General features: G+C 69.9%; 20 protein-coding genes. 12 read left to right on the top strand and 8 right to left on the bottom strand.

The window, feature by feature from the left end:
• Window positions 1-61: 61 nt before the first annotated feature.
• Window positions 62-895, bottom strand: coding sequence for a DUF308 domain-containing protein (locus tag EER30_RS16115; protein ID WP_127501269.1), 834 nt, complete (start codon window positions 893-895; stop codon window positions 62-64).
• A 139-nt stretch (window positions 896-1,034) separates the two neighbouring features.
• Here EER30_RS16115 and EER30_RS16120 point away from each other — a divergent pair, with 139 nt between their 5' ends.
• Window positions 1,035-1,766, top strand: a complete 732-nt coding sequence (locus tag EER30_RS16120) for a lysophospholipid acyltransferase family protein (protein WP_127501270.1) — start codon at window positions 1,035-1,037, stop codon at window positions 1,764-1,766.
• Window positions 1,767-1,846: 80 nt separating this feature from the next.
• On the opposite strand, the gene EER30_RS16125 is transcribed toward EER30_RS16120, so the two are convergent.
• Window positions 1,847-2,524 (bottom strand): Crp/Fnr family transcriptional regulator, encoded by a 678-nt coding sequence (locus tag EER30_RS16125; protein ID WP_432417546.1) that lies wholly within the window; start codon window positions 2,522-2,524, stop codon window positions 1,847-1,849.
• Window positions 2,525-2,774: 250 nt separating this feature from the next.
• Here EER30_RS16125 and EER30_RS16130 point away from each other — a divergent pair, with 250 nt between their 5' ends.
• From EER30_RS16130 to EER30_RS16150, 5 genes are all read left to right on the top strand, one after another.
• Window positions 2,775-3,629, top strand: coding sequence for a phosphotransferase enzyme family protein (locus EER30_RS16130; protein WP_127501272.1), 855 nt, complete (start codon window positions 2,775-2,777; stop codon window positions 3,627-3,629).
• Window positions 3,630-3,636: 7 nt separating this feature from the next.
• On the top strand, window positions 3,637-4,125 hold the full coding sequence (locus tag EER30_RS16135; RefSeq protein WP_127501273.1) for a polyadenylate-specific 3'-exoribonuclease AS: 489 nt from the start codon (window positions 3,637-3,639) through the stop codon (window positions 4,123-4,125).
• Window positions 4,126-4,303: 178 nt separating this feature from the next.
• A complete protein-coding gene (locus EER30_RS16140; RefSeq protein WP_127501274.1) occupies window positions 4,304-5,332 on the top strand; it encodes a 6-phosphofructokinase in 1,029 nt (342 codons plus the stop codon).
• Window positions 5,333-5,393: 61 nt separating this feature from the next.
• Entirely contained in the window at window positions 5,394-6,215 is an 822-nt protein-coding gene (gene proC / locus EER30_RS16145; protein WP_127501275.1) for a pyrroline-5-carboxylate reductase, read from the top strand.
• Between the two features lie 228 nt (window positions 6,216-6,443).
• Window positions 6,444-7,307, top strand: a complete 864-nt coding sequence (locus EER30_RS16150) for a GNAT family N-acetyltransferase (RefSeq protein WP_127501276.1) — start codon at window positions 6,444-6,446, stop codon at window positions 7,305-7,307.
• Here EER30_RS16150 and EER30_RS16155 read toward each other — a convergent pair.
• On the bottom strand, window positions 7,270-8,244 hold the full coding sequence (locus tag EER30_RS16155; protein WP_127501277.1) for an FAD-dependent oxidoreductase: 975 nt from the start codon (window positions 8,242-8,244) through the stop codon (window positions 7,270-7,272). The genes EER30_RS16150 and EER30_RS16155 overlap by 38 nt on opposite strands.
• 180 nt (window positions 8,245-8,424) lie before the next feature.
• Between EER30_RS16155 and EER30_RS16160 the strand changes: the two genes are divergently transcribed.
• Both EER30_RS16160 and EER30_RS16165 read left to right on the top strand, forming a co-directional pair.
• Window positions 8,425-9,357: an SCO2521 family protein gene (locus tag EER30_RS16160; RefSeq protein ID WP_127501278.1), complete on the top strand. Its 933-nt coding sequence runs from the start codon at window positions 8,425-8,427 to the stop codon at window positions 9,355-9,357.
• Window positions 9,354-10,325 carry a DUF6879 family protein gene (locus tag EER30_RS16165; RefSeq protein WP_127501279.1) on the top strand — a complete coding sequence of 324 codons (972 nt, stop codon included), beginning with the start codon at window positions 9,354-9,356 and terminating at the stop codon, window positions 10,323-10,325. Before EER30_RS16160 ends, EER30_RS16165 begins: the two co-directional genes overlap by 4 nt.
• Before the next feature lie 3 nt (window positions 10,326-10,328).
• Here EER30_RS16165 and EER30_RS16170 read toward each other — a convergent pair whose 3' ends face one another.
• From EER30_RS16170 to EER30_RS16180, 3 genes are read right to left on the bottom strand one after another with little or no spacing between them, the layout of a single operon-like run.
• Complete coding sequence (locus tag EER30_RS16170) at window positions 10,329-11,288, bottom strand: SCO2522 family protein (RefSeq protein WP_127501280.1); 960 nt, start codon at window positions 11,286-11,288, stop codon at window positions 10,329-10,331.
• A complete protein-coding gene (locus EER30_RS16175) occupies window positions 11,285-12,187 on the bottom strand; it encodes an SCO2523 family variant P-loop protein (protein ID WP_127501281.1) in 903 nt (300 codons plus the stop codon). Before EER30_RS16175 ends, EER30_RS16170 begins: the two co-directional genes overlap by 4 nt.
• A gap of 2 nt (window positions 12,188-12,189) precedes the next feature.
• The gene (locus EER30_RS16180; protein WP_127501282.1) at window positions 12,190-14,049 is read right to left on the bottom strand and encodes an SCO2524 family protein; all 1,860 of its coding nucleotides are present in this window, start codon (window positions 14,047-14,049) and stop codon (window positions 12,190-12,192) included.
• A 161-nt stretch (window positions 14,050-14,210) separates the two neighbouring features.
• On the opposite strand from EER30_RS16180, the gene EER30_RS16185 reads away from it, so the two are divergent.
• On the top strand, window positions 14,211-14,729 hold the full coding sequence (locus tag EER30_RS16185; protein ID WP_127501283.1) for a hypothetical protein: 519 nt from the start codon (window positions 14,211-14,213) through the stop codon (window positions 14,727-14,729).
• Here the strand turns inward: EER30_RS16185 and EER30_RS16190 are convergent.
• Window positions 14,726-15,397 carry a DUF429 domain-containing protein gene (locus tag EER30_RS16190; protein WP_240670052.1) on the bottom strand — a complete coding sequence of 224 codons (672 nt, stop codon included), beginning with the start codon at window positions 15,395-15,397 and terminating at the stop codon, window positions 14,726-14,728. The two genes, EER30_RS16185 and EER30_RS16190, sit on opposite strands and share 4 nt — an antisense overlap.
• 221 nt (window positions 15,398-15,618) lie before the next feature.
• Between EER30_RS16190 and EER30_RS16195 the strand changes: the two genes are divergently transcribed.
• From EER30_RS16195 to EER30_RS16205, 3 genes are all read left to right on the top strand, one after another.
• A complete protein-coding gene (locus EER30_RS16195; protein WP_127501285.1) occupies window positions 15,619-17,076 on the top strand; it encodes a glycosyl hydrolase family 18 protein in 1,458 nt (485 codons plus the stop codon).
• Window positions 17,077-17,142: 66 nt separating this feature from the next.
• Window positions 17,143-18,549, top strand: a complete 1,407-nt coding sequence (locus tag EER30_RS16200; RefSeq protein ID WP_127501286.1) for a class II 3-deoxy-7-phosphoheptulonate synthase — start codon at window positions 17,143-17,145, stop codon at window positions 18,547-18,549.
• Window positions 18,542-19,570, top strand: coding sequence for a threonine aldolase family protein (locus tag EER30_RS16205; RefSeq protein WP_127501287.1), 1,029 nt, complete (start codon window positions 18,542-18,544; stop codon window positions 19,568-19,570). Before EER30_RS16200 ends, EER30_RS16205 begins: the two co-directional genes overlap by 8 nt.
• A gap of 62 nt (window positions 19,571-19,632) precedes the next feature.
• On the opposite strand, the gene EER30_RS16210 is transcribed toward EER30_RS16205, so the two are convergent.
• Window positions 19,633-20,322: a thymidine kinase gene (locus EER30_RS16210; RefSeq protein ID WP_240670053.1), complete on the bottom strand. Its 690-nt coding sequence runs from the start codon at window positions 20,320-20,322 to the stop codon at window positions 19,633-19,635.
• Between the last annotated feature and the right edge of the window lie 16 nt (window positions 20,323-20,338).

Genomic DNA, 20,338 nt, shown 5'->3' on the forward strand with positions numbered 1-20,338 from the left:
GGATGACTACCGTGATCTATACCGACGGTGGTCGATTCAACATGGTTTTAATAATCGAGGGTCAGACGACCGCGCCGTCGTCGTAGTCGTCCTCGTCGTCGCCCGAGCGCAGCCGCCAGACGAGCATGACGGCCCCCGAGACGATGGAGGCGAAGCCGAGCAGCGTCACGTAGTCACGGTCGATCGGCAGCACGGTCGGGAAGAGGAAGAGCAGGAAGCCGACGATCACGCCGATCACGCCGATGACCGCGTATTTCGAGAAGCGCGGCAGCGGCGGGGGCGGCGGCGGGATGTAGCGCTCGTTCTCGTCGTCGCCGTTCTCGTCGTCGTCGGGCAGGCCGGCGCCGAAGGTGTCGAGGCCGTCGAGCAGCGACGGATCGTCGCCGGGCTGGTCGGTGCGGCGGCGGTTGAGCGAGACGCCGGAGAAGTCGGCCGCCGTGGGCAGCCCGCCCTGGCGCGGCGGCTCTTTCGGCGGCGCCTCGATGCCCTCGGCCGCGGGCCAAGGCGTGGCGGCGGTCGGGTCGGCGGTGCTGTGGTAGCCGGCGACGATCTTGGCCCACTCGGCCTCGATGTCGGGCTCGGGGGCGGGGGCCGCGGTCGGGTCGGACGCCAGGGTGGGCGGCCGGCCCTCGGTCACCTTGTGCAGGTGCTCGCGGGCGACGTCGAGGTGGGCGCGGTCGACATAAAGACGGTCGATCGGCCGCGCGGGCAGGGTGGTAGCGCGCAAGATGGGATTCAGATCGGCTGTCGGTTGCAGATACGCGGCGATGCCGACGGCCGCCAGCACGTCCAGAAGGTGCTCACCGACGCGTGGATCCACGTCGCCCGCGACCGCGTAATCGGCCGCGTCGAGCCCGTTGTCCCGCCGCCCGCGGCGGGCGCCACCCGCTGTCACCCCTGCACACTCCCTCGCCGACCGTGCCTTGAATGGTGACACGACATGGACAGGTTGCGGGAGTGCGTTGTGGCGCGCCGTCCCGCTTCGTAGGCTTCCCTCACGCCGGGATGTCCCGGACGTCCAGGAAAGGACATCTGTGTTCTACTGGCTGCTCAAGTATGTGGTTCTCGGACCCGTGCTCAAGCTTCTCTTCCGCCCCGACGTGCGCGGCCTGTCTCACGTGCCCCGCAGCGGCCCGGTGATTTTGGCCTGCAACCATCTTTCGTTCTCCGACTCGATATTCACACCCTTGGTGGTGGACCGCAGGGTGACATTCGTCGCCAAAGCGGAGTACTTCACCGGGAAGGGCCTCAAAGGCTGGCTGATGCGCCAGTTCTTCAGCGGCACAGGGACGATCCCGGTGGACCGTTCGGGCGGCCAGGCGGCCCAGGCGGCTCTCGACACCCTGCTGCGGGTGCTGGGCGAGGGTGGCGTCGCCGGGATCTATCCGGAGGGCACGCGCTCGCCTGATGGGCGCCTCTACCGCGGCAAGACCGGGGTGGCTCGGCTCGTCCTCGAGAGCGGCGCGATCGTGGTCCCGGTGGCCCACCTCAACAGCGACGAGATCCAGCCCACCGGCACCCTCATGCCCAAGATCCAGCGCGTACGGATGAGGTTCGGCGCGCCGCTCGACTTCTCCCGCTACGCCCACGCCAAGGGCGACCGCTTCGTCGAGCGCACGATCACCGACGAGATCATGTTCGAGCTCATGGCGTTGTGCGGCCGCGAATACGTCGACGTCTACGCGAGCAAGCTCAAGACCGAGATCGAGAGCCCCGTACGCGTTCAGGGCCGCTCCGCACCCGTCGGTGTCGAAGGCGTCGACTGACGTCAGCGTGCTCCGTTCCGCTACCAAGTCGCACTGCGACCTCAAGGGGCGCAGTGCCCGCCGAGCGGAGCGAGGCCATGTTACTGAGTCATGCCCGCTCGGCGGCGGAGGGCCGGTAGGTCTGTCACGACGATGCGGCGACCCTCGGTGCGCAGCCATCCGCGGCTGGCGAACGAGCCGATCGCCTGGTTGACGCTCTGGCGGGAGCCGCCGGCCATCTCGGCGAGCTGGCTCTGGTTCAGCTCGATCGTGATCATCGGCGCCTGGCTCTCGCCGGCCAGGCGTACGAGGGTCTTGGCGACGCGGCCCGGCAGGTCGAGGAAGACGTGATCGGTGTTCTGCTCGGTCAGGCGGCGGATCAGCGCGCCGACCGAGCGCATCACCGCGTCGAGGATGCGCGGGTTGGCGTGCACCAGGTCGATGAAGGCCGACCGGGACAGCGTGAGCGCCTGGCAGTCCTCGATGGCCTCGGCCGAGGCGCTGCGGGCCGACGCGTCCAGAAGGGACACCTCGCCGAGCACGTCGGGCGGGCGCACGACGGTGAGCACCGCGCGTTCCCCGGTCGGGGCGGTGCGGAAGATGGCGACGGCGCCGCGTTTGAGGATGATCAGGGATTCGCCGGGGTCGTGCTCGACGAAGATGATCTGTCCCTTGCGGTACGTGCGCGGAACGGCGGTGGCGATGACGCGCTGCCGCACGTCCGGCTCGAGGCCGGCGAACATCTCCACACCGGTCAGCGCGTCGCCATTGTCCGGCATGCGATGGTCCACGGCGTCATCCCTCCCCCGGTGGGAGCCGCGGCCGACGAGTGGGCCGCGTCGGCCCCCACGACGCGACGATCACTCTTAGCACACGGCAACCCGCCGGCGCCATTTCTGCGCGCCTGCACCGCGAGCGCCTCATAGGATCATGCTCCGATCGTCGCTATCTGTAAACCTCTGAATGCCGTGCGTGACAGACGCCCACTTTGTCCGTCGTGTGTGGCTCTTGGGCCATCACAATCCCGCCGTGCCCGATGCCGAGCTGCTTCGTTCGACGTTGCGGGACGAGTGGCATCTCGTCCCCAGTGAGATCTCCGCCCTGGACGACGTCCTGCTGTCCCACGGCTGGGAGGTGACCGCCGGCTCGGGCCGCTACGTCGTGCGGCTGTCCGATCTCGACGCCCGCCTGCCGGTCGAGGCCGGTCTGGCCGCCGCCGAGCATCTTCGCGGCCGCGACATCGCCGCCGGGGAGCCGGTGCGCACCCTGTCCGGAGGTCTCACCGCCCTGACCGAGGCCGGCGCGTTCGCCGTGCTGCGCCGCGTGCCCGGCCGCCGCCTCGACGGCTGCGACCCGATCGACCAGCAGTGGTGGGGCGACCGCCTGGGTGCCGCGCACCGGGCGCTGCAGGGCTTCCACCACCCCGGCCTGCGCCCCTGGCAGCCACTCGACCCGGCCGCCGCGCACCTCGACGCCGAGCCGTGGCTGCGCGCCGCCGTGACCGACGCGTCGGCCGCCGCCAAACGCCTGACCGTCACCGACCGATTGACGTACGGGGTTCTGCACGGAGATCCCGCGCCGGGCGGCTTCGTCGTCGACCCGAGCACCGGGCGCGCCGGCCTGCTCGACTGCGGGGCCAGCGGGGTCGGCCCGCTGGTCTACGACGTGGCCGCGGCTGTCGTCTACGCCGGGGGACTGCCCCGGGCCGAGGAACTGCTCGACGGCTATCTGGCCGCCGGGCCGGTCGGGGCCGACGAGTTGTACGCGGTGCTGCCGGTGCTGCTGCGGCTGCGCTGGGCCGAGCGGGCCGACCGCGCGGCACGCCGGGGCCGGCACGACGACTTGCGCCGCGCGCGGGAAGCCCTGGACGGCATGTCAGGATAGGCGGCCTATGGTCTATCGCTATTTTTATGACTGCGAGTTCATCGAGGACGGGCGCACCGTCGACCTGGTCTCGATCGGCGTGGTCGATGAGTTCGGCCGCGAGTTCTACGCGGTCAGCACCGAGTTCGACGACAGCCGCGCCATCCCGTGGGTGCGGCGCAACGTGCTGGACAAGCTGCCGTCGCCGTCCGATCCGGCCTGGCGCTCGCGGGAGCGGATACGCGACGACCTGTACGCGTTCCTGACCGAGCCGGTCGCGGGCCGCGACGAGCAGATCGAGTTGTGGGCCTGGTTCGCCGCCTACGACCACGTGGCGCTGGCCCAGCTCTGGGGCGCGATGCCGGCTCTGCCGCGCACCATTCCCCGGTTCACCAAGGACCTGCGCCAGCTCTGGGACGACAAGGGCCGCCCGACGCTGCCCACCATGTCGGGCCGCCACGACGCGCTGGTCGACGCGCGCCACAACCTCGCTCGCTGGCGCGCGATGGGTGGCTGAGCCGCGCCGCTGTCACCCGGCGGGGGAAATGCGGGGCCGCTGCACCCGGGCAGCGGACGGCGGCTAGAGTTCGGATCGCGGCCCGCCCTGGGCTCGGCAGCGCTGCCGACGTCTCACTCCCTGGGGCTCGACGGGCGCTTTCTCCATCTCGCGACCCGATCAGGGAGGACGAGCAAACATGCGTATCGGCGTGCTCACCGGTGGCGGCGACTGCCCCGGTCTCAACGCGGTGATCCGGGCCGTGGTCCGTAAGGGCGTCGCCGCTTACGGTCACGAGTTCGTCGGCTTCCGCGACGGCTGGAAGGGCCCGCTCGAGGGTCTGACGAAGCCGCTCGGCATCGCGGAGGTCCGCGGCATCCTGCCCCGCGGCGGCACCATCCTGGGCTCCTCGCGCACCAACCCGTTCAAGATCGACGGCGGTGTCGAGAAGATCAAGGCCAACCTGGCCGAGCAGGGCGTCGACGCTCTCGTGGCGATCGGCGGCGAGGACACCCTCGGCGTCGCCACCAAGCTGAACGACCTGGGCGTCAACGTGGTCGGCGTGCCCAAGACGATCGACAACGACCTCAACGCCACCGACTTCACCTTCGGGTTCGACACCGCGGTGAACATCGCGATGGAGGCGATCGACCGGCTGCACACCACGGCCGAGTCGCACCACCGCACCCTGGTCGTCGAGGTCATGGGCCGCCACGCCGGCTGGATCGCCCTGCACGCCGGTCTCGCCGGTGGCGCCAACGTGATCCTGCTGCCCGAGCGCCCGTTCGACGTCGACCAGGTCGCGACCTACGTGACCAAGCGTTTCCAGGTCGAGTACGCGCCGATCGTCGTCGTCTCCGAGGGCGCCCAGCCGCTCGACGGCCAGATGTCGCTGCAGAGCAAGGAGCTCGACTCCTTCGGCCACGTGCGCCTCGGCGGCATCGGCCAGTGGCTCGCCGAGCAGCTGGAGGAGAAGACCGGCAAGGAGGCCCGTACGGTCGTCCTCGGTCACATCCAGCGCGGTGGCACCCCGACGGCGTTCGACCGCGTCCTGGCGACCCGGTTCGGCCTGCAGGCGATCGACGCCGTCAACGAGGGCGACTTCGGTAAGATGATGGCGCTGCGGGGCACCGACATCGTGCGCGTGCCGCTGATCGACGGCACCGGTGAGCTCAAGACCGTGCCGCTCTCGCGCTACGAAGAGGCTGAAGTCTTCTTCGGCAGCTGATCGTTGTGACGTAAGTAAGGGGCGACCGTGATGGTCGCCCCTTACTCGTAGGGGAGGCGAGATGACCGAGCACAGTGTCGCCGTGATCGGCGCGGGCAAACTCGGCGAGCTGGTCCTGGCCGGGCTGCTGCGCTCCGGCACGCCGGTCGACCGGGTGTTCGCCACCGCCCGCCGGCCCGAGCGCGCCGCCGAGCTGACCGAGCGCTACGGCATCCGCCCGGTCTCCAACGCCGAGGCCGTCGCCGTGGCCGACGTGCTGGTCATCGGCGTGAAGCCGCAGGACGCGGGCCGGCTTCTCGACGAGCTGGGCGCGAAGATCCCGGCCGACAAGCTCGTCGTGTCGCTGTGCGCCGGGCTGCCGACCGGGTTCTTCGCCGGACGGCTCCCGGCCGGCGCGCCCGTCGTGCGGGTCATGACCAACACCCCGGCCCTGGTCGATCAGGCGATGTCGGTGCTGTCGCCGGGGGCGCACGCCACCGAGGAGCACCTGGCGATCACCGAGGAGCTCTTCCGGCCGCTCGGCCGCGTGCTGCGCGTGCCCGAGAGCCAGCAGGACGCGGTCACCGCGCTCAGCGGCTCCGGTCCGGCCTACGTCTATCTGGTCGTCGAGGCCATGGTCGAGGCCGGCGTCCTGCTCGGACTGCCCCGCACGACCGCCCACGAGCTGGCCGTGCAGACCGCGCTCGGCTCGGCCGTCATGCTGCGCGACTCGGGCGAGCACCCGGCCAAGCTGCGCGAGTCGGTCACGTCCCCGGCCGGCACCACCGCCGCGGCCCTGCGCGAGCTCGAGACGCACGGGTTGCGGGCGGCTTTTCTGACCGCGCTCGAGGCGGCCCGTGATCGGGCCCGCGCGATCGCGTCGGAGATGGCGGCACCCCGCTGAGACGATGCCTTACGCCCGAATCGTCACTATTCTTCTCACGGGGCGTTACTGTGTCAAAAGAATCCGTGACGATCGGCTGTTCGGTGTTTACCGGGTCGCGCAAAGGGCAGTTAAGATAATTGCGCACCATCGTGTGAACGGGCGACGCGGCTCCCTCGACGCCTGGCTAGGCTGGCGCAATTCCGCCGAGCACCGTGCCCCGTTCGCCTCTTCGACTGGTGGTTTGTCGTGACTGCTACGAAGCTTGCTCCGCCGCCGCGTCCCGCGCGCGCCGGGGAGCCGCGCGGCCGGAAGCGGGACGCGGCCGGAACCCCACGGGTGACGATCCGCGAGCTGAAGACCATTCCCGAATTCGAGGAAGCGGTTCGGGTCTTCTGTCAGGTCTGGAACACCGACACTCCGGAAGACCTCGCGAACGTCTCTCTCATGGTCGCCTGGTCGATGTCCGACAATTATGTGGCCGGCGTCTTCCGGGGCGACGAGATGATGGGCGCCGCGGTCGCCTGGCGCGGCGACGGCCATCTGCACTCCCACATGGTCGGGGTGCTCCCGAAGTCTCAGGGGATGGGCCTCGGCTACCGCCTCAAGCAGCACGAGTCCGCGTGGGCCCGCAGCCGGGGGCTTCCGGTGATCCGGTGGACCTCCGATCCCCTCGTGCGGCGCAACGCCCACTTCAACCTCACCAAGCTGCACACCCGCGTCGTGGGCTACCTGGAGAACGCGTACGGAAGCCTGAGTGACGGCCTCAACGAGGGCGACCAGACCGACCGGCTGGTGTTCGAGTGGGACTCGACCCAGGGCGCCCGCCCGCCGCGCAAGGAGCAGTCCGCCGCCGCCCTGTTCGGTGCGCCGCTGCCCGACGTGCGTCAGTGGGATTTCGACCAGCGGCCCGAGGTGACGATTCCGGGCACCGACCCGGGGGTCCGCCTCGTGCTCGTCCCGCACGACGTGGAAAGCATGCGGCTGCACGAGCCCGACCAGGCCTCGCGCTGGCGGTACGCCGTACGGGACGGTCTGCGGACGGCGCTGAGCGACGGTTTCCAGGTGGCCGGCTTCAGTGTTGACGGCTGCTATGTCTTGCGGCGGTCGTGAGGCGCAGCACCTCTTGCGCGCAGCCCCACGAGAGGGTCACCCCGGCGCCGCCGTGCCCGTAGTTGTGGATCACGTGCGGGTGCCGGTCGTCGGCATCGAGGCGCACCTGGGGGCGCACCGGTCGTAGCCCGACGCGGTGTTCCCGCACTGTAGTGCCGTCGAGCCGGGGCTCGGCCGCGATGCACCGCTCCAGGATGGCCCGAGCGACCGACGGCTGCGGCCGGCGTGACGAGTCGTCGTAGCCGCGGCTGCCGCCCAGCATCACGTGCCGGCCCTGCGGGAGGATGTAGGTCGTCAGTTCGTCGGTGTCGTTGTCGTGCTCGACGAAGAACGTGTCGATGCCGGGGTTGTCCACGACCAGCAGGTCGCCGCGGACCGGCCGGACCGGATCGCCCGGCACCAGCCGGCGAGCGCCCAGCCCGCTGCAGTTGACGACGACCGCGCCGAGCGCGGGCAGTTCGGCCGCGGTCACCGGCGGGCCGATCTCGAGCCGGCCGCCCGCCCGCTCCAGACGCGCGACCAGATAGCTGAGGTAGACGGTCATGTCGATGACCGGCACCCGGTAGTGCCAGCCGTTCGTGAACGTCGGAGGCAGCGTCGCCGGGTCGCACTCGCGCACGTGGTCGGCGCCGGGGCGGGGGCGGGGGGCGGGCGTGTCACGGTGGCCGGCCTCGACGCCCTCGACGAGGGCGACCCCGATGCCCGGCTTCGCGGCCAGCGAACGAAACACCTCAAGGGACTTCTGCGCCCAGGCGTCGACCTGCGGATGGGCGACCAGATGGGGGTCCCACATGGCTCCGGCCACACAGGACGTGGTGTCTTCGGGCGGCTCTGAACTGCGGACCAACACACCGAAGCCCGCCTCGGCGAGAAGCACCGCGCTGGTCAGGCCGGACACCCCGGCGCCGACGACCACCACACCGGTCGGGTCGCTCATTCGGGACCGCTTTCCTCCGATCGGGACCTCATGATACCCCCCTCGTGCAATACGGATAGTGACACTGCGAGGACGTTGCGCAATCGATGGCGGTGCGGTCCAATCGACTTCGGACCTTACTGGTCGGATCGTCGGTGGCGCTCCGCCCGGTCCGCCGGGGGATGGGAGCGGCACGCGGTCATGCTGATTCTGGGCGAGGTGCGCACCTCCCTGCTGCCGAACTCCGCTGCCCTACCGCCGCACGACGGCGAGCGGCTGCTCGGCCTGACCGCGGGGGCCCGGGTGCTGCGCTCGGAGCGCCCGATCTCGTCGGTGACCTCGCCGCCCCGGTTGACCGGCGTCGATTGTCAGGTGCCGACGGCGCCGCGCCGCACCACGCGGGCCATCGGTACGGTCGCCACCCGCGCGATGCTGACCGGAGGGCACGTGCTCCAGGCATCGGCCCACGTGATCGCGGAGCCCAGCCCCCACAGCCGCCGGCTTCCGTGGTCCTACTACCTGGCCCGTCACGGCCGCGTCGAGATCGTCGGCGGTTACGACGAGGCCGGTCTGGCCGGCTCGTTCCTCCTCGTCCCCCCGGTCGCGCCGCTGCTCAACCTGCATGCCATCGGCGGGCAGGTGATCGAGCGGGTCCGCCGCAGCCCCGACATCGACAAGAGACCGCCGATCCGCAGCGCGCCCACGAGGCTGCGCTGGACCGCCCGCACGACCGGCGCCGACGAGCTGTCGTTCACTGTGGACGACGAGGGCCGTCGCTCGCTGCTGCTGGTCGCCGACGGTGCCCGGCCCGCCGAGGTGGTGGCCCTCTGCGAGGACATCGCCCTGCACGACTGGCTTCTCACGACGTTGACCGCGATCCTCGAGCACGGCGGGCCCGACCTCACCGGCACGGCCGCCGGCGCCGACCGCATCCGCGCCGCGGTCGACCACCTGCTGCACCTGTGGATGCCGGGCGCCCGGCTGAACGCGACGATGCGCGGCTTCTGGACGTCGCTGGAGGAGCGAGCCGGTTTCGGCCGTCAGTGGGGCGCGGCGGTGCAGCGCATCCGCGACCACCTGGCGGTCAGCACGCTGCGGCAACTGGGCCGGTTGGCGCCGGCGGGGCCGTCATGAGCGCGAGCAGCGTCCCCGTGCAGCCGTCCGGCCGTTCCCTGCCCGACGTGCTGCGCAAGGTCATCGTCACGCTCGTCACCGGCGGCATGGCCTTCGCGATCACCAACCTGTTCCACCAGGACGGCGTGGTGTCCGTGACGCTGTCGGTGCTGATCGGCGGAGTCGCGCTGCTCGTCCAGTTCCTGGTCGAGTTCGAGGGCCGGTTGCGCGAGGTCCAGCTGGGCCAGGTCGAGCAGGCCAAGAGCATCCGCGAGTGCGTCGACGCGCGGTTCCGGGCGATCAGCGAGGCGACCGAGCTCTTCGGCCTCATCGAGGAGTCCGCCGTGCAGACCGAGCTGCTCAGCCAGGTCGTGCGGCACGCCACCAAGATCGGTCCGGAGACCCCGGAACTCGCCCACCGTTTCGCCCACCGTGAGCTGGTGCGAGTGGCCGAGTTCCTCAAGGAGCTGGGCGACGGCGGCGAGGCCACCTATGACGGGGAGGACCGCGACTGGCTGCTCGGCCTGACCCGCTCGTCCTCCCGCAGCATCGACGCGACCAGCCTCACCACGGTCGACGGCGGCGTGTGGGTCTCCGATCTCGGGCTGCGCTACCTCGACGCCCAGCGCGAGGCGGTGCAGCGCGGGGTGAAGATCCGGCGCATCTTCATCCTCGACCGGCCCGACACGGCGGCCGACGGCGCGCTGGAGGAGGTCTACCACCAGCACGTCTCGATCGGCGTGGACGTCCGGGTCCTCGACCTGTCGGCGGCGAGCCACCTGCGCCGGACGTCGCTGTTCGACTTCGTGCTCTTCGACGAGGTGGTCAGTTACGAGGTCACCACCGGGTCGTGGATCGACGAGCATGTGCGGCCGATCGTGGTCAACACCCGCCTGGTGCTGCGGGCCGCCCGGGTCCACGAGAGGGCCGACCGGTTCGACGAGCTGTGGGACGTCGCGGCGCCGCTGAAACAGGCGCCGCTGAAATAGGGATCAGCGCACTTTGCTGACGTCGCCGACCATCGCGTACTCGATGCGCCGCACCAACTCGTCGGGAAGGTCGAGGTGTTCGCCGGCGGCCCGGCGGTGGACCTGGTCGCGCACCTCGTCGTCCGCCGCGAACTGGTTGAGCACCACGCGGACCGCCGCCTCGATGGGAAGGAACCGCGGTGCCAGGACCGACACGGTGCGGTAGGCGCTGAACGACGGCGCGTCGGGGTTGAGCTGCAGAACCGCGGGCAGGTGGTCCCATTCGCGGGGCAGGTCGCCGGTCAGCGACACCGGCTGGGCGACCGCGCGGCCGTCGCAGCGCAGCATGCCCAGCCGCAGGAGCTGCCACACGGCGGCCAGATAGGGGCAGGCCCAGCCCTTGTCGTTGAAGATCTCGACCGCGATCACGATGGAGTGCTTGTTCCGGGCGTTCTCGACCGGCGGCCGCCAGTCCCGTTCGACGCTCATCGCGGGCGACGACGATTCGCCGGGCAGGCGGTCGCTGTTGTAGAGCCACCCGGTCTCGTGCGGCGACGGACGCTGCCCGTCGGTGCCGGGCGGCGGGTCGGCCACGATGCGGTCGAGTACCAGCTCGGCCAGGGCGACGTCGCCGGCCCGGTCACAGCCGGATTCGCGGGCGACGTAGTCGATGGTCAGGCCGTGCTCGTCCGCGGCCGCCCGTAGCTGTGCGATGACGATGTCCGGGCGGCTGAAGCGGGTGAAGTAGTCGTCGATGAGGAAGCAGGTGCTGGCCCGGGGCGAGCGGCCCGGCCCGAGCTTGTCGGTCAGGCTGCGCCGGGCGGCGTCGACCCAGGGCCGGATCACCCGGAAATGCTCGCTCAGCTGGGCCGGGCCGCCGGCGAAATCTTCCATGTAGAGGTGACCCAGCTCGATCGAGAGGTGGGCCAGCGGCAGCTGCGCGACCCGGGGGACCGCCGAGGCCTCTTCGAAGTGCGTCTTCATATCGTCTCCCAGGCGGCGTCGTCGGTCAGCAGCCGGGCCAGTTCCTCGAACGCCTCGGCCGTCTGCGGATTGGCTATCCGGCTGACGGTCAGGTCGCGGTTGGTGATGAGCTGCTCGCGCCACTGGAGCACCGGGTCGAGCGGGACCGAGCCGAGCACGGCCAGCTTGCCGGCGCCGCGGTCGCGAGCCAGGCCCTGCAGCGCGGCGTTGCAGTCGTTGACCCACGCGGTCTGCTCGGCGGTCAGGCCTTGAGCGTCCGGCTCGACCACGGCCGTACGGATGAAGCGCAGCGAGCCGAGCAGCTGCTCCCGGTCGTGGCCGAGTGCCACGCCGGTCTCCAGGATGCCCCGGTCGCCGTAGACGAGGCTGGACGCCGCGATGATGTGCTGCTGCGTCCAGCGGTGGAAGACCAGCCAGCGGGCCGGGATCTCGGGCCGCTCGCGGGCTGCGGCCAGCACCATCTGCGCGGCGTACGACCGGCCGGCGCTCAGATCGACCAGGACGATCTCGAACTCGGAGTTCAGTTCGTCGAAGAGCGTCGCGCACCGGCGGACGAGTTCGCGGCTGCTGGGGAACTCGCCGCCGCCGCTGTCGCCCGGCAGGAGCACGAGCCGGCCCGAGCCCGGTGGCCTGTCTCGCAGGCTGAGCCGGTCGGCGCGGCTGAAGATGTCGATGCGTTCCGGGTCGGCGGTGTCCCCGAGCAGGTAGGAGTGCAGGCCGCCGCCGGTCACGCCGTGCTGGGCGCCGTCGATGTTGAACACGGCGCCGGCGGTGGGGGAGCCGAAGTCGAAGTCGACATAGCAGACGTGCTTGCCCGAGAGCGCGCATCGGTAGGCCATGTTTCCCGACGTCACCGACCGGCCGGTGCCGCCCTTGTCGGACGTCGCGAAGATCAGCACGGTCAGAACCCGCCGTCCACGTCGTCGTCGCGGGCCGCGGCGAAACGGTCGAGCCGCAGCAGGATCTCGTTCGCCAGGGCGACGGCGGTGCCGGGGCGTCCGTCGCGGATCGCCCAGGCCCGGTCGAGCTTGATCCGCAGTTCCTGCAGCTCGCCACGGATTGCCTGGCCCCCGCTCGGGGAGCCCTTGAGCAGTTCCCGGTCGAAGAGGTGATCGGCCTCGCTCAGCAGGTAGGTCGCCTCCTCGGTGAGTGACGTGCTGCGCAGCGGTGGACTGGTGATCACGTCGGCCGCGGTCATCAGCCCGTCGACCACTCTCTTGGTGTAGTACCAGGAGGGCTTGTCGTATTCGGTCGTGAAGGGCGGGAAGACCTGGGCGGGCTGGTCCCACAGGCCGCGCCGGTCCTCGTCGCGCAGCCGCCGGTCGTGCAGGTGCGCCCAGATCTGGTCGGCCAGGGTCAGCATGCGGCCGCGCAGCTCCGGGTCGCCGAGCAGCCCGGCGAGGCTGATCGTGCGTTGCAGCAGCAGCGGCGCGAAATCGGACATCACCCAGGTGAGGCGGGGGCCGCCGTCCTCGTCGCTGCCGTTCAGGTTGATCGTGAAGCCCGGCGCGTGCAGCTGGTAGGCCTCGTCGCCGCCGAACACGCGCCGGGTGATGCGGGACCGGTTGGCCAGCTCTTCCAGCACCCGGCCGACCCGGTCGAGGTCGGTGTCGCGGGCGCGTTTGCGAACCAGGTCCTGCACCACGATGGACGAGACGTGGAGGCTGAAGTATTCGGTCTCCTTCTCGGTCGTGCGCTGCCAGGGGATGTCCTCGAGCGGCCAGCGGACCCCGCCGAAGTCGGCCACGGCGATCTTCGACCAGTACGACTGGGTGAGATCCCAGCGCAGCTGAAGGCCCTGGGCGAGCCGCTGCTGCTCCTCGGTGAGCAGGCCGAGCAGCCGGGTGCGCTCGGAGAACAGGGCCTCGATCGCGTCCAGCGCCACGACGGTGAAGTAGATGTAGGGGGCGGGTTCGGCCATGCCCTCCTGTTGTTCGCCCACGTCCGCGCGGGTGGTGATGGCCGGCGCGTCGCGGATGATGCCCCAGCCCCAGCCGCACTCGAAGAGCCGGTCGGGCAGTTCCAGGTCTTCGGCCAGGCCGGCGCCGGACCCGATCGTGACGTCGCGCAGGCTGGCCCGGATCTCGCGGAGCTCCTTGTGCAGCAGGGTCACGATGCGCCGGTCGGACAGCCGGCTCTGGTTGACCGTGCGGCACAGGGCGCGGCCGTCGCGGGAGTCGACGTCGAAGATGTTGACCGTGAAGCAGCGCAGCAGGCCGACCATCGCCGCGGTCAGGCGCTTGCTGGCTCGGGCCTCGACGTCGTCGAGTTTGTCGAGTATGGCGCGGCGCTTGACACTCTCGCGGAACTGGCGGGCGAAGCCGATGGCCGCGAGCGACAGCGACAGCGAGATGGCGAACGAGTCGACCACCGGCTGGTTCCGCTGCCGCGGCAGGAGTGTCTTGTCGTCGGCGTCGGCGCTGACGCCGAAGTAGCTGTCGCACGAGAAGATCGGCGTTCCCGACTCGTCGGTGTACTTCTGGAGGTATTCGTCGACGGCCTCGATCAGGCGCAGCGGGATGTCGGTCAGCCCGCCCAGCGGCCTCAGCACCGCCTGCACGTCCTTGGCCATCCGGTCGGGCTCGTCGATCGTGAACGCGTCGATCTCGGTGGCCGGGCCGAGGATGCACAGCAGTTGCTCGGCGTCGCTGATGGAGTTGCTGCCGTCGCGGCCACCCCACTGCCACTTGTCGTCCGGATAGGAGTGCCGGATGACCGCCTGCCAGATCTCCAGGAGCTGCTGCCGGGGTTCCACTCTCATGGGCCGCCACCTGTCCCGCGCGCGATCATGACCGAGCGCTACCGTCGAAACACGCTCAGTCTACAAAAGACGAACCATCCGGCAATCCGTCTGGCGGTGGACGCGGGGTCGCGGCGTACGCCTTTACGATCCGGCCGCCGTCGAGTGATGAGGAGATCCAGGTGAAGTTGGTGGACTGGCTGCAGATCTTGTCCCTGCTGGCGGTGGCCGGGTCACTGTGCCTGGCCGCGCTGCAGACGCGCAGCGTCGCGGTGCAGGCCCGCGAGGTCACGCGCCAGAGCCGGATCACCGGCCGGGCCCTCGAGCAGAGCGCCCACCTCGGACTCGTGGGTCACTCGTCCGACTCGTTGACCTTCCTGATCACTTCCGAGCCGCGGATGCTCGAGTGGTTCCTGCGCACCCGCGGCATCCCGACGGGCGACCACGAGCGCAACAAACTGCTGATGTTCCTGTTCATCCGGGCCGACATCCACGAGTCCAACTACATCTCGTACCTGGAGGACTCGCTCTCCGACGACATCTGGCTGGGCTGGCTCGAGGTCGTGCGCAGCGACTGCGCCACCCGGGAGTGGGCCCTGATCTGGCCGGCGGTCAAGCGCTACTACTCGGCCCGCTTCGTAGCCTTCGTCGACGAACTGCTCGAGGAGGCCGCCGTCGCGCCGAAGCCTCGCCGTGGTTAGTACCAAATAGCGATTTTCGTCCCGTTGTTCTCCTCGGGTGGGCTCGGGTGGCTCAATGCCGTGCCGATCGCCATGCGGTGGGCCGACCAGGCCACGGCGGCCGCGTCCAGGATGTCGTCGGGCGGGGCCTGACCGGCCGGTCCGAGCTGGTCGGGCAGCACGATGCCGTTGCGGGCCAGCAGTTCCCGGCGCCGCGCCTGACCGGACCACGTCTTCTTCGCGTACTGCAGAGGTTCGCCCGCCATCGTGCGGAACGAGACCTCGGGGTGCGCCTCGAAGAGCAGGCCCGGATGCCGTTCCCAGATCGCGTTGGCCTCCAGCAGCTTGGGTCGTAACGCCCAGGACTGGCGCGAGAGACCGGCCCCGGTCAGCTCGCGGCAGAGCCGGTTGGCCGCGGTGAAGTCGCCCTCCTGCCAGACCGCGCGCGGCGGCACCCGGAAGACGCTGCCGCGCCGGGGGCCGAGCTGGTCGGCGGCGAGGGTGTCGGCCGCTCGCCATCGGTCGGGGAGCATGCCGAGGGGAATGTCCACACCGATGACCGAGGCGCCGGAGCTGCCGGCGACTATCTCGTAGAGGGTGGAGGCGAGCACGGCCCGGCCGAACGAGCCGTCCCGCAGCTCGACACCGACCCAGCCCAGCGCGTACGCATCGACGCCAATCACTCTCATGCTCATCGGCGGCGTTGGGCCTCAGTGGCAACGACGTCGGTATTGGTCATGTCCGCAGACTACGCGCTGTGTCCGTCAGTGTGCACCCCGTAGCCGTCCGGGCGACAAACTTAAGCAGTTGCGAATACCTCAACAACATCTTGACGATCGTCAATAGATGTGACTACCGTCTCCACAACGAACTTTTTGGAAACTTTCCTAACTGTTCAGAGGAGACCCTCGTGCAGAAATCCCTCCGCCGCGCCACCTGGGCGTCGGCGATCGTGCTGGTGGCCGCCACCGCCGCGGTCCCGGTGTCGCAGGCCTCGGCCGCAGCGGCCTGTGCCCCCGCGTGGTCTGCCACTGCTACCTACGTCAAGGACAACGTCGCCTCCCAGAGCGGCCACAACTACACCGCCAAGTGGTGGACTCAGAACGAGTCGCCGGCCACGCACAGCGGACAGTGGGACGTCTGGATCGACAACGGCACCTGTGACGGCGGCACCACGCCCCCGACGACGCCGCCCACCACGCCCCCGACCACCCCGCCCACGACACCGCCGACGACCACGCCGCCGGGCACCAGCGGCAAGAACGTCGTCGGCTACTTCGCCCAGTGGGGCGTCTACCAGCGGCAGTACTTCGTGAAGAACCTGGTGACCTCGGGCTCGGCCTCGAAGCTGACGCACATCCTCTACGCGTTCGGCAACACGACCGGCGGCCAGTGCACGATCGGCGACTCCTACGCCGACTACGACATGGCCTACACGGCGGCGAACAGTGTGGACGGTGTCGCCGACACGTGGGACGCCGGCGCGCTGCGCGGGTCGTTCAACCAGTTGCGTAAGCTCAAGAAGGCGTACCCGAACATCAAGGTGATCTGGTCGTTCGGCGGCTGGACCTGGAGCGGCGGCTTCACCCAGGCCGCGGCGAACCCGACCGCCTTCGCGAACTCGTGCTACAACCTGGTCAAGGACTCGCGCTGGTCGGACGTCTTCGACGGCATCGACATCGACTGGGAGTACCCGAACGCCTGCGGACTGTCCTGCGACGCGTCCGGCCCGAACTCCTACAACAACGTCATCACGGCGCTGCGCAACAAGTTCGGCCAGAACTTCCTGGTCACCTCGGCGATCACGGCGGACGGCTCGAACGGCGGCAAGATGGACGTGGCCGATTACGCCGCGGGCATCTCGAAGCTGAACTTCGTCTTCCCGATGACCTACGACTACTTCGGCGCCTTCGCCCCGCAGGGCCCGACCGCCCCGCACTCGCCGCTGAACTCGTACCAGGGCATCCCGCAGGCCGGGTTCTACTCCGACGCGGCGATCCAGAAACTCAAGAGCAAGGGTGTGCCGGCCAGCAAGATCCTGCTCGGCATCGGGTTCTACGGCCGCGGCTGGACGGGCGTCAGCCAGACAGCGCCGGGCGGCTCGGCCAGTGGTGCGGCGCCGGGAACGTACGAAGCGGGCATCGAGGACTACAAGGTCCTCAAGAACAGTTGCCCGGCCACCGGCACGGTCGGCGGCACGGCGTACGCGAAATGTGGCAGCAACTGGTGGAGCTACGACACCCCGTCGACGATCTCGGGCAAGATGACCTACCTCAAGAACCAGGGTCTGGCCGGGGCGTTCTTCTGGGAGTTCTCGGGCGACACCAGCAACGGTGAGCTGATCAGCGCGATCAAGAACAACCTGTAGTTCTCTCGGACACGAAGCGGGGCACCGGGCGCAGGCTCGGTGCCCCGCTTCCGTACGCTTTCAGTCATGCGCCGAGAGTGGCATCAGCTCAGCTACCCGGGAGTGGGTCACCAGGCCCTGCAGACCTCCCGCCCGTCGACCGACTCCGCCGAGGACGAGGCGCTCGGCCTCGACCGATGGCGTGACCTGCCCCGGTTGCAGATGCCGCCGTGGGCCGACATGGGCGAGGTCGCCAAGGTCTGCGAGGTCCTCGACAACGTCCCGTCGATCGTCGCGCCCTACGAGGTCGACCAGCTGCGGGCCAAACTGGCCGACGTGTGCGAGGGGCGGGCGTTCCTGCTGCAGGGCGGCGACTGCGCCGAGACGTTCGCCGACAACACCGAGAGCCACCTGCTCGCCAACGCGCGCACCCTGCTGCAGATGGCGGTCGTGCTCACGTACGGCGCCTCGATGCCGGTCGTGAAGGTCGCGCGCGTCGCCGGGCAGTACACCAAGCCCCGCTCGTCGGCGACCGACTCGCTGGGCCTCCCGGCCTACCGCGGCGACCTGATCAACTCGCTCGACGCGAACGAGGCGGCCCGCGTGGCCGACCCGCAGCGCATGATCCGGGCCTACGCGAACTCGGCCGCGGCGATGAACATGCTCCGGGCCTACCTGGCCGGCGGCCTGGCCGACCTGCACGGGCTGCACGACTGGAACAAGGACTTCGTACGCCAGTCGGCGGCCGGGGAGCGCTACGACGCCATCGCCCGCGAGATCGACCGCGCCCTCGACTTCATCCGCGCCTGCGGCATGACCGACGACGAAGCCCTGCGTACGGTCAGCCTCTACTGCTCGCACGAGGCGCTCGCGCTCGAATACGACCGCGCTCTCACCCGGGTGAGCGACGGACGGGCGTACGGGCTCAGTGGTCATTTCCTGTGGATCGGCGAGCGCACCCGGCAGCTCGACCACGCCCACATCGACTTCATCAGCCGTATCGCCAACCCGATCGGCGTGAAGCTCGGGCCCGGCACGTCGCCCGAGACCGCGATCGAGCTGTGCGAGAAGCTCAACCCCGACAACATCCCCGGCCGGTTGACGCTGATCAGCCGCATGGGCAACGGCAAGGTACGCGACGCGCTGCCGCCGATCGTCGAGAAGGTGACCGCGGCCGGGGCGAAGGTCGTCTGGCAGTGCGACCCGATGCACGGCAACACGCACGAGTCGTCCAACGGCTACAAGACCCGGCATTTCGACCGCATCGTCGACGAGGTGCTCGGCTACTTCGAGGTGCACCGCGGGCTCGGCACCCACCCGGGCGGCATCCACATCGAGCTGACCGGCGAAGACGTGACCGAGTGCCTCGGCGGCGCCCAGGGCATCGAAGATCTCGACCTGCCCGACCGCTACGAGACGGCCTGCGACCCTCGCCTCAACACCCAGCAGAGCCTTGAGCTCGCGTTCCTCGTCGCGGAGATGCTTCGTGGTTGATCTTCGATCCGACACTGTCACCCGGCCCACGGCTCAGATGCGACAGGCCATGGCGTACGCCGAAGTGGGCGACGACGTTTTCGGCGATGACCCTACGGTCAACGCGCTCGAGGCGTACGTGGCCGGGCTCTTCGGGCATGAGGCGGCACTGTTCGCGCCGTCGGGGTCGATGGCCAACCAGATCGCGCTGCAGCTTCACGTTCCGGCCGGTGGAGAGCTGCTGGCGGGGGCCGACGCGCACGTCGTCACCTATGAACTGGGTGCGGCGGCGGCGCTGAGCGGCATCTCGACGCGCACGTGGGGTTCGGTCGGGGCCGATCTCGACGTCGATCAGATCGCGGCGATGATCCGGCCGGTGGGATATCCGTCCGTGCCCACGCGGGCGATCGCGGTCGAGCAGACGCACAACCTCGGCGGTGGGTCGATCGTGCCGCTGTCCACGCTGCGGGCGCTGCGTTCGGTGGCCGACGAGGCGGGCGTCGGGCTGCACTGCGACGGCGCTCGGATCTGGCACGCGGCGGTGGCCGACGGGGTGGCGCTGTCCGAGTACGGCGCGCTGTTCGACACGCTGTCGGTCTGCCTGTCGAAGGGGCTCGGGGCGCCGGTCGGGTCGCTGATCGTGGGTAGCCGGGAGCGGATCGCGCAGGCCCGCGTCATTCGTAAGCGGCTCGGTGGCGGGATGCGGCAGGTCGGGATTCTCGCGGCGGCGGGGCGGTACGCCCTCGAGAACCACATCGATCGGCTGGCTGAGGACCACGCTCGGGCGCTTCGGCTGGCCGAGGCGCTGGCGCCGCTCGGGGTCGTCGACCCGTCGCGGATCCGGACGAATCTGGTGCCGCTCGACCTGTCGAAGACGTCGCTCGACTCGCCTGCGCTGGCCGGACTGGCGGCTCAGCAGGGGGTGCTGATCGCGCCCATGCTGCCGTCGATCGCGCGGGTGGTCACGCATCTCGACGTCGACGACTCGGGGTTGGAACAGGCGATCACCGTGCTGGGCGGGTTGCTGGCCGACGCTTCTTGAGGGTGCTGGAATCGAGGGCTGCCGACCACGGCGCGGCAGACTTGGGGTCGTACTCCCTGGTCTTAATTGACCAGGGCGGGGGCGTAGGGCTGGCCGGCACGGTGGTGGCGGCGGCACAGCACCACATAGCGGACCTCGGCGTCGGCGTCGGTGTTGCCCACGACCACGGTGTCGCCGTCGCGGACCATGGCGTTGCCGTTGACGCGGGCGTTCATGCGGGCCGGCTGGCCGCACCAGCACATCGGATAGACCTGTAGCGCCTCGACGATGTCGGCCAGCACGACCAGGCGGGCCGAACCGGGGAACTGTTCACCGCGGAAGTCCGACAGCAGGCCGAACGTGAAGACGTCGATGTCGTAGTCGTCGACGAGATGGGCCAGCTGGTCGACCTGCTCGGCCGAGAGGAACTGGGCCTCGTCGACGATCAGATGGTCGACGCCGGGGCCCTGATGAGTGAGTACGACGCGGGCGAGATCGGTGGCCGCGCCGAACTCGATCGCGTCGGCGCTTATTCCGATGCGCGAGCTCACTATCCCCTCGCCGGCCCGGTCGAGGCGGGTCATCAGCAGCCCGTGACGTCCGCAAGCGGCGTAGGTGTGCCGGTATTGGAGCACCATCGTGCTCTTGCCGCTGTTCATCGCCGCGTACCGGAAATGCAGTTGGGCCACCGCGAACTGCCGCCTCTCCTCGCCGTCGTGCCACCCCGTCCGCGCACGATCACGCGCACGCGGCACGAGACCGCTTTGCGGCAAGCCGGAGAAGGATAAC

The organism is Actinoplanes solisilvae (genome assembly GCF_003999975.1).
Lineage (GTDB): Bacteria > Actinomycetota > Actinomycetes > Mycobacteriales > Micromonosporaceae > Actinoplanes > Actinoplanes solisilvae.

Excerpts from the sequence above, each read along its gene's own strand:
- EER30_RS16125 (WP_432417546.1), bottom strand. The coding sequence starts at position 2,524 with ATGCCGGACAATGGCGACGCGCTGACCGGTGTGGAGATGTTCGCCGGC.
- EER30_RS16135 (WP_127501273.1), top strand. The coding sequence starts at position 3,637 with ATGGTCTATCGCTATTTTTATGACTGCGAGTTCATCGAGGACGGGCGC.
- EER30_RS16140 (WP_127501274.1), top strand. The coding sequence starts at position 4,304 with ATGCGTATCGGCGTGCTCACCGGTGGCGGCGACTGCCCCGGTCTCAAC.
- proC (WP_127501275.1), top strand. The coding sequence starts at position 5,394 with ATGACCGAGCACAGTGTCGCCGTGATCGGCGCGGGCAAACTCGGCGAG.
- EER30_RS16155 (WP_127501277.1), bottom strand. The coding sequence starts at position 8,244 with ATGAGCGACCCGACCGGTGTGGTGGTCGTCGGCGCCGGGGTGTCCGGC.
- EER30_RS16160 (WP_127501278.1), top strand. The coding sequence starts at position 8,425 with ATGCTGATTCTGGGCGAGGTGCGCACCTCCCTGCTGCCGAACTCCGCT.
- EER30_RS16165 (WP_127501279.1), top strand. The coding sequence starts at position 9,354 with ATGAGCGCGAGCAGCGTCCCCGTGCAGCCGTCCGGCCGTTCCCTGCCC.
- EER30_RS16170 (WP_127501280.1), bottom strand. The coding sequence starts at position 11,288 with ATGAAGACGCACTTCGAAGAGGCCTCGGCGGTCCCCCGGGTCGCGCAG.
- EER30_RS16180 (WP_127501282.1), bottom strand. The coding sequence starts at position 14,049 with ATGAGAGTGGAACCCCGGCAGCAGCTCCTGGAGATCTGGCAGGCGGTC.
- EER30_RS16190 (WP_240670052.1), bottom strand. The coding sequence starts at position 15,397 with ATGAGAGTGATTGGCGTCGATGCGTACGCGCTGGGCTGGGTCGGTGTC.
- EER30_RS16200 (WP_127501286.1), top strand. The coding sequence starts at position 17,143 with ATGCGCCGAGAGTGGCATCAGCTCAGCTACCCGGGAGTGGGTCACCAG.